Below are 13256 nucleotides of genomic sequence, written 5' to 3' on the forward strand. Positions count from 1 at the left end.
CTACTTCTTTGCCAGGAACTTCTGCTGGGCCTTGGTGAGATAGTCGGCCCACTGGTCGGCGAGATCCTTGGCGGAAATGTCACCGAGCAGCGCCTGCTGCGAGGTCTTGATCGCCAGAGAATCCTTGAAGAAGGCGAATTCCTCGAGATAGGTCGGCATGACCGTCGGAACGGTGTCCTTGTCGGCCAGTTCCTCGAACCAGCCCTTGAACTGATCACCGGCGTAGAACGGATCCTTTTCCGCAGCCGTGTAGGCCGGCAGCGCGCCGATCTTCTTGTTCCACTCGATATTGCCTTCCGGCCCCTCAAGAGTAGCGATCAGCTTCCAGGAGAGATCCTTGTTCTGGCTCGTCGTGAACATCGACCAGCCGCCATAGCCGATGGTCGGATAGGACTTGCCGGCCGGGCCCTTCGGCAGCGGAATGACGCCGAAATCGTCCTTGTTCATGCGCTCGGCGATCGCGATCAGCGCGTCCGGATCCTGGTCGAGGAAGGCGCAAGTGCCGGAATAGAAGCCGGCGACGACTTCGTTGAAGCCCCAGTTGACGCTGTCCTTCGGCGCATAGCCCTTCTTGTAGAGGTCCACCATCCACTCGATACCCTTTGCCCAGCCTTCGCTGTTCATGGTCGAGGTGCCGTCTTCCTTGAAGTATGTGTTGTCGCCGGCCATGGAGGCGGCAAAGATCATCCAGCCGTTCAGACCGCCCGGACCGCCGCGCATGCAGTAGCCGTATTTGCCCGGCAGCTTGGACACGGCTTCGGAGGCCTTGGTGAAATCCTCCATCGTCTTCGGCGGTTCCTTGACGCCGGCTTCCGCAAGCAGCTTCTTGTTGTAGAACATGGCGCGCAGATAGAAGCCGTAGGGCAGCATATAGGCCGTGTTGTTGACGTCACGGCCGAGGTCGAGGGCGCGCGGCGTCAGCTCCTTGGTGTGTTCCCACTTTGCAAGATAGGGCTCGAGGCTTTCGAGCATGCCGTTATTGGCGTAGAGCGACAGCCAGGTATCCGGCATTTCCATCACATCAGGCACGTCGCCGGCCGAAACCATGGTCGCAAACTTCTGGAAGGCTTCGTTCCAGGGCAGCGAGATGATGTCGACCTTCGTGCCGGGATTGGCGGCCTCGAACTTGCCGACAATCGATTTCAGCGTCTCGGTGCGCTCCGGGCTGGTGATGACTTCGACGAGCTTCAGCGTCGTGTCCGCAAAAGCCGTGCCTGCCATCATCGTGGCAAAGAGCGTTGAAAGAATGAGCTTTTTCATTTTCGGTTCCCCTCCGTCGTTGTTTGTGAGGTTTGGTTATGAAGCGACCGCGATCGCTTCCTCGATATCCCTCCACAGGGCCTCGGTTCCTTCGAGGCCGATATGGAGGCGCACAGATCGCGGGCTGATGCCGAAGGCCTGCGCGGAATTCGGCTGCGCTTTCTGCTGCAGCACCACTTCGCCCGGTACGATCAGGCTTTCATGTCCACCCCAGCTTACACCCAGTTTGAAAAGCTTGAGGTGATCGGCGAAGGCTCTGACATCGATGCCTTCGCGGAATATGAAGGAGAAGAGTCCGGACGTGCCGTTCAGGCCGGCTGGCAGACGGTTGGCAAGGCCCGGATGGCAGACCTGCTCGACCACGTCGAGCGCCTGCAGGCGCTGGGCGATCGTCATGGCGGCTGCCTCATGCGCCTTCATGCGGATCGGCAGGGTGCGCAAGCCACGGATCAGCAGCCAGGCATCGAAGGGCGAAAGCTTGCCGCCGAGATAGGGATAGGATTCGGCCTTGATCCGGGCGATCATCTCCTTCGAGCCGGCAACAATGCCGGCCACGACGTCACTATGTCCCCCGAGATATTTGGAGGCCGAATGGATGACGAGGTCGACGCCGAGCGTTATCGGCCGCTGGAAGATCGGGCTTGCCCAGCTGTTGTCGATCATGGTGACGACGCCGTGCTTTCTGGCAAGCGCTGCCAGCGCGCCGACATCATGGGTTTCCATCACCCAGCTCGTCGGGCTCTCCATGTAGAAGACCTTCGCACCCGGCAGCGCCTTGGCGACAGCCTCCTCGTCGCGGCCATCGACATAGGTCACGTCGACCTTCATGCGCTTCAGGATGGTACCGAACAGGCGGAAGGCATCCGGATAGACATGCTTGACGGCGACGATGCGGTCGCCCGGCTCCACGAAGCTCAAGACGGCAGACGAGATCGCCGCCATGCCGCTTGCAAAACCCAGCGCATCCTCGGCACCTTCGAGCTTTGCCAGCATTTCCTCGAACATGCGCACGGTCGGGTTGAGGCCGCGCGTATAGATCGGCCGCACCTTTTCGCCGCGATAGGAGGCGATCATGTCGTCATAGTCGGAAAACGTGAAAAGCGAGGTCTGGAAGATCGGCGGAACGACCGCTTCGGCGAAGTTGCCTTCGTCATGGGCGGTGATCAGCGAGGCGAGGTCGAACGGTTCGAGGCCGTCAGTCATCGGGACATTTCCTTGATGTCTTCCTCGACCACGTCGAGGATTTTCAATGTCTCACGCCGCGCCGCTTCGGTATCCTGGGCGGCGATGGCGTTGAAAAGGGTGCGGTGGAAGGGAAAGGACCGGCGGGCAAAATCCTGCCGGTCGAAAGGATGCGTCCAGAACCGCTCGAAGGTCTCGCGCATCTGCTCGAGAAGCTGCCGGAACAGCGGATTGTGCGTGGCATCGTAGACAGCCAGATGGAAGGCCAGATCTTCCGGGCCGGATGCTCCCTTTGAAAGATGCACCCGTTCCATCTCGTCAAGCTTTTCCTCGATGACGATGAGATCTTCCGCCGTGCGCCGCCGCGCAGCCACCATGCCGGCCTCGCATTCGATGCCGCGGCGCACCTCCAGCGTCTGCAGCAGCACATCGCGCAGATGCGGCGTCTCGAAGGAAAGCGGCACATGGATCGTGTCGCGAGAAACCGGTTTCAGCAGATAAGTCCCGCTGCCCTTGCGCGTCTCGATTACGCCGAGCGCCTGAAAATGCCGGATTGCCTCGCGAATGGTGGAGCGCCCGACGGCAAGGGCGGCCATCAACTCGCGTTCGGCCGGTAGCCGATCACCCGCCTGAAGCCGGGCATCCTCGACATAATGCGCCAGAGCGTCCGTCACCTGCCGGGCGCGGTCGATCGCCGGAAGCGGCCGGATCACCGGCCTGTCGCTGTCATTTGCCTTCATGGTTCCCCAAATTCTTTTCCAAGGCAGCCGACCTTCAAAATTGGTCTGACATCTTAGCATTTCTCAAAGGGCCGGCGCCGTCAAGGCGGTCGTGTGTGGAAAAGGCAATTCCCTTTCGCCTGAGCATCCGCGACACAACGGGACGCCGCACCGAATTCCTCCGGACCGTCAATGCTGACGATAGTTTGAGATGACCTTGGAAGGCAGGAGCCCTATGAATGGACATCACCGCTTTCACCACCAAGACCCATTGAAAGGATCGCCATCATGTCCATCCACAGAGCGTCCCTTGCCATAGTCGCGGGCGCGACCATGCTGGCCGGTGCAGCCTTCGCGCAGATGCCGGCGCAACAGCCCGATGCCAAAGCCTTCAAATTGGGATCCTTCGATCTCGTGGCCTTGCATGACGCCCAGTTCGTCCTGCCGAACGACGGCAAGGTCTTCGGGGTCGGTCACAGTCCGGAAGAAACGGCCGAAGTCCTCAAAGGCGCCGGCGCACCGACGGACACCGTGACGCTCAGCGTCGATGCGCTGCTCGTCAAGATGCCGGAGCGACTGGTGCTGATCGACACCGGCGTCGGCGGCGCGCTGCAGCAAAGCCTCTCGCAGGCCGACTACAAATCCGCCGACGTCACAGACGTGCTGATCACCCATTCGCATCCCGACCATGTCGGGGGACTGGTAAAGGATGGCAAACTGGCCTTTCCGAACGCGACCATACGCCTGTCAGCCGCCGAGTGGGAATTCGCCAGGAAGAACGACAAGCTTGCCGATGTCGTCAAGACGGTCGAGGGCCATGTGAAGACGTTCGAGCCGGGTGCCGAGGTGGTCCCTGGCATCACTTCGGTGGAATTGCCGGGCCATACGCCCGGCCATGTCGGCTATCAGATTGCCTCGGGGGACGAGAAGATGCTCGATATCGGCGACACGGCACACAGCTCTATTGTCTCTTTGGCCAAGCCGGACTGGCCAATTGGCTTCGACACCGACGCGCCGACTGGTGAAAAGAACCGGATCGGGACGCTGACGACCCTTGCACAGTCGCAGGAACTCATCTTTGCCCCTCACTTCCCCTTCCCAGGGGTCGGCCATATCCAGTCGGACGGCGACCACTTCAAGTGGGATCCGACACTTGCGGCCGGTAAGTGAGCAATGGGCTTTGCAAGGCAAACGCCGAAGCAGGCCACGTGATCTCAAATCGAAACGGCGGCCCAAGGGGCCGCCGCCGATCAAATCCGGTGAATATGCCTGACAGGTAGCAGGCTTAAGCGACGTTCGACTGCCGCTTCGGCAGCTTCCAGCCCGGACGTGCGAAATGGCAGGTATAGCCGTTCGGGATGCGTTCGAGATAATCCTGATGTTCCGGCTCGGCTTCCCAGAAATCGCTGACGGGAACGACTTCCGTCACCACCTTGCCCGGCCAGAGGCCGGAGGCATTTACATCGGCGATCGTATCCTCGGCCGTCTGCCGCTGATTTTCATCGACATAGAAGATCGCCGATCGATAGCTGGTGCCAATGTCATTGCCCTGGCGATTGACCGTGGTCGGATCGTGAATCTGGAAGAAGAATTCCAGGATGTCGCGATAGCTCGTCTTTTGCGGATCGAAGATGATTTCGATCGCTTCGGCATGGCTGCCGTGATTACGATAGGTGGCGTTGCGAACTTCGCCGCCCGTATAGCCGACGCGCGTGGAAACGACGCCGGGAAACCGTCGAATAAGGTCCTGCATTCCCCAGAAGCAGCCGCCAGCAAGTACCGCACGTTCTGTCGTCATAGAATGTCCTTTCCTGATGCGCGAGATGGACGTGAATCGTCAGGTGCGCTTCGCTGACGCGTATATGGGTACTCGGCCCAATGATCGCCAGTCCGCAACAGCGGTATCGGCATCCTCCCGGGACATATTCCAACCTCCAACAGTTCGCCCCCTCAAGGTTCGAGCTTCACCGAGCGAGCTTGACTGGCGAGATAGATCAAATCACTCTGAGCTAAGTCTCCGTGACCCAGCTCCCCGGAAGGCGTCCTGTTCGCAGATTCTGGCGCGGCTCCTCAAGAGTGGCTGCGGCGTCGCGCAAAAAAGGCTTTTGACATGGCGCCGGTAAGACGGACGACCCTAGAGCTTGATAGCGAAACCGTTCAGCAGATCATCCAAGACCTCAATCCCGGCTTCGTCGCGAGTGGTTTTGCCCGCCTGCACGGTGGCAGCACGGAGGTCTACAGGATCGATCTTGCCAACACAGGCCGCGAATCGCTGGTGCTCAAGATTTATCCTGACGAACCCGAATGGGGACCGGCGAAGGAGAAACTTGTGGCAGGCTGGTTCTCACAGCTGACACAACTTGCGCCAAACTGGCTAGAGATCGACCAGTCGCGAACCCTCCTGCCGTTGCGCTACGCCCTGCTGCCTTTGCTGCCCGGCCGCTCCTTGCGCGACTGGATGGTCGCACCCGATATTGAAGAAGCCTATCAACAGATGGGCGAGCTGCTGAGAAGTATTCATGAGATGCCGATGCCGGCCTATGGCTATATAGTTGGCCAAGGGATCGACAGACCAAAATCCACGAATACGGAATATATCACTTCAGCGTTCGAAGATGTGTTCCGGCGGTTCCGCGACTTCGGCGGCGATGCCGATCTCGGGCGCCATCTCCAACTGCTGGCGGAAGGAAGTTTCGACCTTTTGCGGGAAAGCAGCGGTGCCGTGCTCTGTCATGACGACTTTCACCAGGGTAACGTGCTTGCCCTTCGCGACGGCACGGGCAGACTTCGGCTCAGCGGACTTATCGATTTCGGCAATGCGCGGGCAGCGGACAGGTTCTTCGATCTTGCCAAGGCGCTCTTCTGCTCCGCACACGAAGATCCGCGCAGCTATCGCTCCATTCTTCAAGGCTATGGTCCAACCGATCATCCCGATATCGAACGGGCTCTTTGGCTGTATACGCTTTTCCACCGGCTCAGCATGTGGTGCTGGCTGACGAAGCTCGGTCTCGATTCGAAGAGCGACAACGGCCCTGGCGAGCTTATACGGGATATTCGCAAGATGACAACGCGGCCTGGCCGTTGTTACGATGAGGCATGACAGTCCGTGCAGTCAACGCGGGCGGGCCTCGCCTTACCTGGCAAACAACGTCTTGAATTGTGTCGGCTGGCAGCGGAGATACTGATTGGCCGCTTTCACCTGTCCGCCGAGCTCGGCGGCGGCGTGCCACGGCCAGCGCGGATCGTAAAGGATGGCGCGGGCAAGCGCGATCAGGTCCGCATCACCGGTTGCAACGATAGCCTCTGCCTGCGTCGGTTCGGTAATCAGGCCAACGGCAATGACCGGCATTTTGACGGCGCTCTTGATCGCGCGGGCGAGCGGCACCTGGTAGCTCGGGCTGACCGGGATCGCCTGAGAGGGATGCAGGCCGCCGCTCGAGACGTGGATGGCACTGCAGCCCCTTTCCTCGAGCATCCCGGCAAATTCGACACTCTCTGAAATCTCCAGACCGCCTTCGACCCAGTCGGTGGCGGAAACGCGCATCGTCACCGGCCGGTCGGAGGGAAAGGCATCCCTTACAGCTTCGAGAACTTCCAGCGGGAACCGGGCGCGGTTTTCCAGCGAACCGCCATATTCGTCGGTGCGCCGGTTAGACAAGGGCGACAGGAACTGGTGCAACAGATAGCCATGGGCACCGTGGATCTGAACGGCGTCGATGCCGATCCTGGCCGCCCGCTGCGCGGCAGCGGCAAAGGCATCACGCACGCGCTTCATGCCATCCCGGTCAAGTGCGGTCGGCGGCACGTAGTTCGGGTTGAAGGCGATGGCGGAAGGCGCTTCGGTCTGCCATCCGTTCGGATCGGTCGGCGGAAACTGGCCGCCGCCTCTCCAGGGAACCTCTGTCGAAGCCTTGCGGCCGGCATGCGCCAGTTGCACGGCAATCGGCATGTCCGACCACTTCCTGATGCTCTCGAGCGTGCGGGCCATTGCGGCTTCGGAAGCGTCATCATAGAGGCCGACATCGGCAAAGGTGATGCGTCCCTCTGGAACGACGGCGGTCGCCTCGATGGTCAGGAGTGCCGCGCCGGAAAGCGCCAGCTGCCCGAGATGGATCAAATGCCAATCCGTCATGCAGCCGTCGACGGCCGAATACTGGCACATGGGCGCAATCACGATACGGTTGGCGAGTTCGAGATTGTGCACGGCGAAGGGAGAAAACAGGACGGGTTGGGACATGGCGTTCCTCCAAGCGGAATTCGGTTGTCTCGGCTTATAGCACTCTGTCGGATCTTTACGACGGTTAGCAGAGCTTCCCGCCGTCAGGAACTGTTCTTTGGTGTGGGTCCCTATTGCGAAAAGGCCCCGCGATACAGCTTCGTCCGATTGTTGCGTCACATGCAACAAAGCCTTTAGCAGAACGTCGGTTCAGTCGCGTTGCGGCCGGCTATATCGTGTCGGGGGAGTGTCCCGCGGGCTCGAAACAGTGCGGAAGAGACGATGCTATTGGCAGCCTCGGAAAATGATATGCGCAAAGACCTCGTGACCCCGCTCATGCGCATCCAGATCGAGCTTGCACTTGCCGTTTCGAGACGCGATTTCGCCGCTCTTCGATCCCTCGAGATCGAGGCGAAACACATGGCGCTCAGCGGTGCGGAAATCGATGCAGCAAAACGCGGAGGCAGTTTCGACCTGTTTGCCGACATCGCCGTCAAATTCGCGCTGGCGATCGACGTGGGTGACGAAGAAGCGGGCGCGACCGCCAGGCGGCGACTTGCAGCTTTCGGCATTCCCGACATAGCTTCGCAACTGCGCGCCCTGGTCACGAGACCGGAACTGTCGCCGGCGAACGAAAGACCGCCATTCAGCGGCTTGGTCCGATCGGACCGATAGATTGCGATCGGAACAGAAGCGTTTAAACCTCTGTCTTTGACTTGAGCTTTTCTGGACGACGTGAACCGCATGGACCGATGGCAGGCAATGAGGGTTTTCGTGAAGGTCGCGGAGGCCGAGAGCTTTGCAGAGGCAGGGCGACAACTCCACATGAGCCCTCCGGCAGTGACGCGCATCGTGTCCGCGCTGGAGGACGTTATCGGCGCACGCCTACTGACGCGCACGACCCGGTCCGTCAAACTGACGGAAGCCGGTGCCCGCTATCTTGCAGATTGCCAGAGGCTTCTCGCCGACCTCTCGGAGGCGGAAGCTGCCGCAGCCGGCGCCTACGGCAAACCGACTGGCACGCTCACCGTCACGACCTCGGCCATGTTCGGCACGATGTTCGTCCTGCCGCTGATGAGCGAATATCTGGATCTCCATCCCGATGTGACCGGTCGTGGCCTGTTCGTCGATCGGGTCGTAAACATGGTTGACGAAGGCATCGACGTTGCGATCCGCATCGGCCATCTGCCCGATTCCGGACTTACCGCGACACGCGTCGGCAAGGTGAGACGCGTCATCTGCGGATCCCCTTCCTATTTCGAGAAGCATGGCGTGCCGATGACCCCCGACGATCTGTCGGACCATCGCATTGTCGCTTCAACCAGCGCGTGGACGTCGCTTGAATGGCGTTTCGGGGTGCAGAAGAAGTCGACCATCCGCGTCACCCCCCGTCTCTTCTGCAGCACCAATGAGGCCGCGATTGCGGCGGCGGCTGGCGGCTGGGGTTTGACGCGCGTCCTGTCCTATCAGATTGCGCCGCAGCTTGAGGCTGGTGAGCTGCGCACGATCCTGTCCGACTATGAAGAGGAAGCCTTGCCGATCCATGTCGTTCATCCGGAAGGACGCCATGTTTCGGCAAAGGTGCGGAGTTTCATCGACTTTGCCGTAGCAAGGCTGAGGTCCAACAGGCACTTCAACTAGAAGCGAAAGACCCGCGTATTCATCAGCGAATACGCGGGTCTTTCATACAGGCGGTTGTTACTTCGCGACCTTGCGGTCGAGGAAGTCGTGAATGAGTGGCGCCATCTCGTCCAGTTTGTCTTCCAGGGCGAAATGGCCGGTATCGAGGATATGCATTTCGGCATCCGGCAGATCACGCAGATAAGGATGCGCGCCTTCCTCCGGGAAAATCTTGTCGTTCTTGCCCCAGACGATCAGCGTCGGCGGCTTGCGTTCACGGAAGAAGGCCTGAAACTGCGGGTAGAGCGGAACATTGGTGCCGTAGTCGTGGAAGAGATCGAGCTGGATATCCTTGTTTCCCGGCCGGTCGAGCAGCGCCTGATCGTGGACCCAATTGTCGGGGCTGATGCGGGTGAGATCCTTGACGCCATCCGTATACTGAAACTTGGTCGTCTCGAGGACCACGAGATTCGACAGCGCCTCGCGCTTTTTGCTGGAGCCGTCAGCCCAGTAAGCCTTGATCGGATCCCAGAATTCGCGCAGGCCCTCTTCATAGGCGTTGCCGTTCTGGACGATCAGCCCGCTTACCCGTTCCGGATGCTTGAGAGCCAGTCGGTAGCCGACCGGGGCGCCGTAATCCATCACATACATGGCATACGACTTGGCGCCGAGTTGCGTCATGAGCGTATCGACCATGTCGGCATAATGGCCGAACGTATAGGCGAACTTGGTGTGATCGGGTGCGTCGCTCTGGCCGAAACCGGGATAGTCGGGGGCGATCACGTGATAGCGATCGGCAAGCAGCGGAATGAGATTGCGGAACATGTGCGAGGATGTCGGAAAGCCGTGCAGGAGCAGGACGACCGGGCCGTCGGCCGGCCCGGCCTCGCGGTAGAACATGTTCACGCCGTCGATCTCGGTCGTGCGATAGTGGACCGTTACCGGTGCTTGCCGGACGACGGCAGCCTGCTTGGCAGGGGCGGCAACTGCGTGAGAAATAGGAGCGAAGCTGGCGGTTGCCAGCATCAGGGAAAGGATCAGTCGGTTCATCTCAATTCTCCTTTTAACGAAATCCGCCAACAATCCTTGCTGGCCCGCCGCCAACAATAGCTACTCACCGGAATCCGTTAATCGACAGAATGCGGAAGTTATTATTCCGATTACTGGAATAATTGTTCCCAAGACCCAGGCCACGACGTTATCCAAATCCGGGGTCGACACGCAGACGACAACACGATCCGCCCTATCAGTCCCGGACTGTCGTGCAGTTCCACTCGGTCATGATGTGTTATATGCATAGCGGCATCGGAGCCCACCCACCCCGATGCCAGATCAGGGGATTTAAATGGTCGAAAAGATTGCCCCCACCTCACCGGCCACGGCTTCCTCGGCGACGCACATAAACCATAGTACGTCCATCGGCTCCGAGCCGGACAATGCCTGGGTCGCCGGGCGGCAGGCGGAAATCACCGCCGGCAGAGAGGGAAAAGGCGGGCATCACGCCAATGCCGGCGACGAAGAGCGCACCGACGGCAACGAGGATCCTGCCGCCGATCGGCATCTCGACCATCATTCCACGCAGTCGCACCCGGACGAGACCAGCCGGGATGAGGAACGCCTCTCCGGCGAAAGCGACCGCATCGGTACCGGCAACCTAGATGAGGATGTACCGTTCGGCGAGCACACCGGATATCTGTAAGTGATTGCGATCGCACGCTGACAGGCTCCCCGCGCCCCGCCTTCGGTCGAAAGCCGGCTCATCATTATTGCCGCAATTGCCCTTCCGATTGCTCCCGGCCAAAGTCTTTTACATGTGAGAAAACCTTTTCTCACTTGACAATTTTTCTGGGAAAAGCTTTTCTCACCGCAAGTTCTAGGGAGGAGCGACTGGACACGACGGGAGGAAAAAGAGGCAGGATCACCATCCACGATGTCGCGGCAGCGGCCGGCATCAGCATCTCGACTGCATCGAAAGCGCTGAACGACACGGGCCGGATGGGGCTGGAGACGCGAGAGCGGGTCAAGCGCATCGCGGCAGAGATCGGATATCGGCCGAACGCACTGGCAAGGGGTCTGCTCAGCAAACGCAGTTTCACGATCGGACTTCTGACCAACGATACTTATGGCCGCTTCACGCTGCCGGTCATGGCGGGCATATCCGATGCTCTCGTCGACCACGGTGTTTCGGTCTTTCTGTGCGCCATCGAAGAGGACCCGGCGCTGGCGCAGATTCATGTCGAGGCGATGCTCGACAAACAGGTTGACGGCATTATCGCGACAGGAAAGCGTCTGGACCGACGGTTGCCGCTCGATCTGTCGAACCTGAACGTACCCGTCGTCTACGCCTTCACGGAGGGGGCGCCGGGAAGCGTAACCTTCCGCTCCGACGATGCGCAGGGTGCGCAGCTTGCCGTCGAGTGGTTGGCAAAGCTTGGACGCAAACGCCTTGTGCATGTCACGGGGCCGGAGAGTTTCTTCTCGGTGCGCGAGCGCGCCAATGCCTATCGCAAGGTGGCGGGCGGGCAGCAGCAGGTGCTTTTCGGGGTCTGGTCCGAAAGCTGGGGCCACGAGGCGGTGGCGAAATTGTGGAGCGGCGGCGAGAGGCCCGACGGCATCTTCTGCGGCAACGACCAGATTGCACGCGGTGTCATCGACGCGCTGCGCGAGCGCGGCGTCCGGGTGCCGCAGGATGTTTCGGTGGTGGGATTCGACAATTGGGAGATCGTCGCCGCCCAGACCCGGCCGCCGCTGACAACGGTGGACATGGAATTGAAGGAACTGGGGCGGCAGGCCGGATTGACGGTTCTGGCGCTTGCGGAGGGACGCTCGGTGGAGCCCGGCATCAGGAAACTGCCATGCCGTCTCGTCGTGCGGCAATCGTGCGGGGGTGACACCCTCGGAATATAGCAACGGCGCGAAGGAGACGCGCCAACTTGGGAGGAGAGCCATGATGAAGCGTCTATTGGTGGCAACGAGCCTTGCCACACTCTGCCTGGTCTCGACGGCCTCGGCTGCCGAGAAGATCGAAATGTGGGTCCGGTCCGGAATCGGCGACGCCTTCAAGAAGGTCGTCGAGTCCTACAATGCAAGCCATGAGAACCAGGTCGTCGCAACCGAAGTGCCCTTCAGCGAACTGGTGCAGAAATACGCGACCGCAATTGCCGGCGGCCAGGCGCCTGACGCCCTGTCGATGGACCTGATCTATAACCCGGCCTTCGCCGCCGCCGGCCAGCTGGAAGATCTGACCGACTGGGCCAAGAGCCTGCCCTATTTCAATTCGCTGTCGCCGTCGCATGTCAAACTCGGCACCTACGAGGGCAAGATCTACGGTCTGCCGCTGTCTGTCGAAACCTCTGTCTTTGCCTGGAACAAGGACCTTTACAAGAAGGCCGGTCTCGACCCGGACAAGGCGCCCACGACCTGGGAGGAAATCGAAGCCAATGCGGAGAAGATCCGCAAGCTCGGGGACGATACTTACGGCTTCTATTTCTCCGGCGGCGGCTGCGGCGGCTGCATGATCTTCACCTTCACCCCGCTTGTCTGGGGCGCCGGCGCCGACATTCTCTCCGAAGACAGCAAGACGGCGACGCTCGATACGCCGCAGATGCGCAAGGCCGTCGGCTACTATCGCGACATGGTCAAGAAGGATCTCGTCCCCGCAAGTGCGGCAAGCGATAACGGCACGAACTTCCTGACCTTCACCAACGGCAAGATCGGCCAGCAGAGCCTCGGCGCCTTCGCCATCGGCACGCTGGTTACGCAATATCCCGATATCAATTTCGGCGTGACGCTGATCCCGAGCGTCGACGGCAAGGCTTCCTCCTTTGCCGGCGGCGATAATTTCGTCATCACCAAGGGCACGAAGAAGATCGATGCCGTCAAGGAATTCCTCGAATATATCTATTCGATGGACGGCCAGAAGGTCATGGCGAAATATGGCAGCCTGCCGACGCGCGGCGACATTGCCGACCAGGTCCTTGCCGGCCTCGATCCGCGCATGCAAGTGGGCCTCAAGGCAATCTCGATTGCCAAGACACCTTACACGCTGCAGTTCAACGACTTGATCAACAGCGCCAACGGCCCCTGGGCAACCTTCACCAACGCCGCAATCTTCGGCGATGACGTCGATGGCGCCTTCTCGAACGCTCAGTCCGAGATGCAGTCCATCATCGACAGCGGCCAATAACTCTCCCGGCCGTGGGCCGGGGGACGGTGGCTGTTCCCCGGCCGATCCACAGACTGAGCTTTTTTAAGATGCG

The 13256-nt window shown here is 60.2% G+C and carries 13 protein-coding genes; 7 read left to right on the forward strand and 6 right to left on the reverse strand.

All coding sequences use genetic code 11. The features are described from left to right. Genes ACFPWW_RS17010 through ACFPWW_RS17020 form a run of 3 tightly spaced genes read right to left on the reverse strand, consistent with a single transcriptional unit; the run spans position 1 to position 3182 of the window. Positions 1 to 1260 carry an ABC transporter substrate-binding protein gene (locus ACFPWW_RS17010; protein WP_112570398.1) on the reverse strand — a complete coding sequence of 420 codons (1260 nt, stop codon included), beginning with the start codon at positions 1258 to 1260 and terminating at the stop codon, positions 1 to 3. Positions 1261 to 1296: 36 nt separating this feature from the next. Continuing rightward, positions 1297 to 2463 (reverse strand): PLP-dependent transferase, encoded by a 1167-nt coding sequence (locus ACFPWW_RS17015; protein ID WP_112755264.1) that lies wholly within the window; start codon positions 2461 to 2463, stop codon positions 1297 to 1299. Then, on the reverse strand, positions 2460 to 3182 hold the full coding sequence (locus ACFPWW_RS17020; RefSeq protein WP_112570402.1) for a FadR/GntR family transcriptional regulator: 723 nt from the start codon (positions 3180 to 3182) through the stop codon (positions 2460 to 2462). The genes ACFPWW_RS17015 and ACFPWW_RS17020 overlap by 4 nt, the downstream gene beginning before the upstream one ends. Positions 3183 to 3449: 267 nt before the next feature. Here ACFPWW_RS17020 and ACFPWW_RS17025 point away from each other — a divergent pair, with 267 nt between their 5' ends. Then, positions 3450 to 4331: an MBL fold metallo-hydrolase gene (locus ACFPWW_RS17025; RefSeq protein ID WP_112755262.1), complete on the forward strand. Its 882-nt coding sequence runs from the start codon at positions 3450 to 3452 to the stop codon at positions 4329 to 4331. Between the two features lie 115 nt (positions 4332 to 4446). Here ACFPWW_RS17025 and msrA read toward each other — a convergent pair whose 3' ends face one another. Further along, positions 4447 to 4959, reverse strand: a complete 513-nt coding sequence (gene msrA / locus ACFPWW_RS17030) for a peptide-methionine (S)-S-oxide reductase MsrA (RefSeq protein ID WP_112570406.1) — start codon at positions 4957 to 4959, stop codon at positions 4447 to 4449. Between the two features lie 312 nt (positions 4960 to 5271). Here msrA and ACFPWW_RS17035 point away from each other — a divergent pair, with 312 nt between their 5' ends. Next, the gene (locus tag ACFPWW_RS17035; protein ID WP_112755260.1) at positions 5272 to 6261 is read left to right on the forward strand and encodes an aminoglycoside phosphotransferase family protein; all 990 of its coding nucleotides are present in this window, start codon (positions 5272 to 5274) and stop codon (positions 6259 to 6261) included. 33 nt (positions 6262 to 6294) lie between these two features. On the opposite strand, the gene ACFPWW_RS17040 is transcribed toward ACFPWW_RS17035, so the two are convergent. Then, complete coding sequence (locus ACFPWW_RS17040; RefSeq protein ID WP_112703424.1) at positions 6295 to 7398, reverse strand: NADH:flavin oxidoreductase/NADH oxidase; 1104 nt, start codon at positions 7396 to 7398, stop codon at positions 6295 to 6297. Positions 7399 to 7713: 315 nt separating this feature from the next. Here ACFPWW_RS17040 and ACFPWW_RS17045 point away from each other — a divergent pair, with 315 nt between their 5' ends. Together ACFPWW_RS17045 and ACFPWW_RS17050 are read left to right on the forward strand one after the other, a co-directional pair. Next, positions 7714 to 8052, forward strand: coding sequence for a hypothetical protein (locus tag ACFPWW_RS17045; protein ID WP_377312615.1), 339 nt, complete (start codon positions 7714 to 7716; stop codon positions 8050 to 8052). A gap of 69 nt (positions 8053 to 8121) precedes the next feature. Then, on the forward strand, positions 8122 to 9018 hold the full coding sequence (locus ACFPWW_RS17050) for a LysR family transcriptional regulator (protein ID WP_113497255.1): 897 nt from the start codon (positions 8122 to 8124) through the stop codon (positions 9016 to 9018). 57 nt (positions 9019 to 9075) lie between these two features. On the opposite strand, the gene ACFPWW_RS17055 is transcribed toward ACFPWW_RS17050, so the two are convergent. Next, positions 9076 to 10047 carry an alpha/beta fold hydrolase gene (locus ACFPWW_RS17055; RefSeq protein WP_377312617.1) on the reverse strand — a complete coding sequence of 324 codons (972 nt, stop codon included), beginning with the start codon at positions 10045 to 10047 and terminating at the stop codon, positions 9076 to 9078. 295 nt (positions 10048 to 10342) lie between these two features. Here ACFPWW_RS17055 and ACFPWW_RS17060 point away from each other — a divergent pair, with 295 nt between their 5' ends. The 3 genes from ACFPWW_RS17060 to ACFPWW_RS17070 all read left to right on the forward strand — a co-directional run bounded on the left by ACFPWW_RS17060 (position 10343) and on the right by ACFPWW_RS17070 (position 13183). Continuing rightward, complete coding sequence (locus tag ACFPWW_RS17060) at positions 10343 to 10696, forward strand: hypothetical protein (protein WP_377312618.1); 354 nt, start codon at positions 10343 to 10345, stop codon at positions 10694 to 10696. A gap of 134 nt (positions 10697 to 10830) precedes the next feature. Then, the gene (locus ACFPWW_RS17065; protein ID WP_377312619.1) at positions 10831 to 11904 is read left to right on the forward strand and encodes a LacI family DNA-binding transcriptional regulator; all 1074 of its coding nucleotides are present in this window, start codon (positions 10831 to 10833) and stop codon (positions 11902 to 11904) included. A 40-nt stretch (positions 11905 to 11944) separates the two neighbouring features. Further along, positions 11945 to 13183, forward strand: coding sequence for an ABC transporter substrate-binding protein (locus ACFPWW_RS17070; protein WP_112570419.1), 1239 nt, complete (start codon positions 11945 to 11947; stop codon positions 13181 to 13183). Positions 13184 to 13256 lie beyond the last annotated feature (73 nt).

Origin of the sequence: Rhizobium sp. GCM10022189 (assembly GCF_042656325.1) — a bacterium.
Lineage (GTDB): Bacteria > Pseudomonadota > Alphaproteobacteria > Rhizobiales > Rhizobiaceae > Rhizobium.

Excerpts from the sequence above, each read along its gene's own strand:
- ACFPWW_RS17010 (WP_112570398.1), bottom strand. The coding sequence starts at position 1,260 with ATGAAAAAGCTCATTCTTTCAACGCTCTTTGCCACGATGATGGCAGGC.
- ACFPWW_RS17015 (WP_112755264.1), bottom strand. The coding sequence starts at position 2,463 with ATGACTGACGGCCTCGAACCGTTCGACCTCGCCTCGCTGATCACCGCC.
- ACFPWW_RS17020 (WP_112570402.1), bottom strand. The coding sequence starts at position 3,182 with ATGAAGGCAAATGACAGCGACAGGCCGGTGATCCGGCCGCTTCCGGCG.
- ACFPWW_RS17025 (WP_112755262.1), top strand. The coding sequence starts at position 3,450 with ATGTCCATCCACAGAGCGTCCCTTGCCATAGTCGCGGGCGCGACCATG.
- msrA (WP_112570406.1), bottom strand. The coding sequence starts at position 4,959 with ATGACGACAGAACGTGCGGTACTTGCTGGCGGCTGCTTCTGGGGAATG.
- ACFPWW_RS17035 (WP_112755260.1), top strand. The coding sequence starts at position 5,272 with ATGGCGCCGGTAAGACGGACGACCCTAGAGCTTGATAGCGAAACCGTT.
- ACFPWW_RS17040 (WP_112703424.1), bottom strand. The coding sequence starts at position 7,398 with ATGTCCCAACCCGTCCTGTTTTCTCCCTTCGCCGTGCACAATCTCGAA.
- ACFPWW_RS17045 (WP_377312615.1), top strand. The coding sequence starts at position 7,714 with ATGCGCATCCAGATCGAGCTTGCACTTGCCGTTTCGAGACGCGATTTC.
- ACFPWW_RS17050 (WP_113497255.1), top strand. The coding sequence starts at position 8,122 with ATGGACCGATGGCAGGCAATGAGGGTTTTCGTGAAGGTCGCGGAGGCC.
- ACFPWW_RS17055 (WP_377312617.1), bottom strand. The coding sequence starts at position 10,047 with ATGAACCGACTGATCCTTTCCCTGATGCTGGCAACCGCCAGCTTCGCT.
- ACFPWW_RS17060 (WP_377312618.1), top strand. The coding sequence starts at position 10,343 with ATGGTCGAAAAGATTGCCCCCACCTCACCGGCCACGGCTTCCTCGGCG.
- ACFPWW_RS17070 (WP_112570419.1), top strand. The coding sequence starts at position 11,945 with ATGATGAAGCGTCTATTGGTGGCAACGAGCCTTGCCACACTCTGCCTG.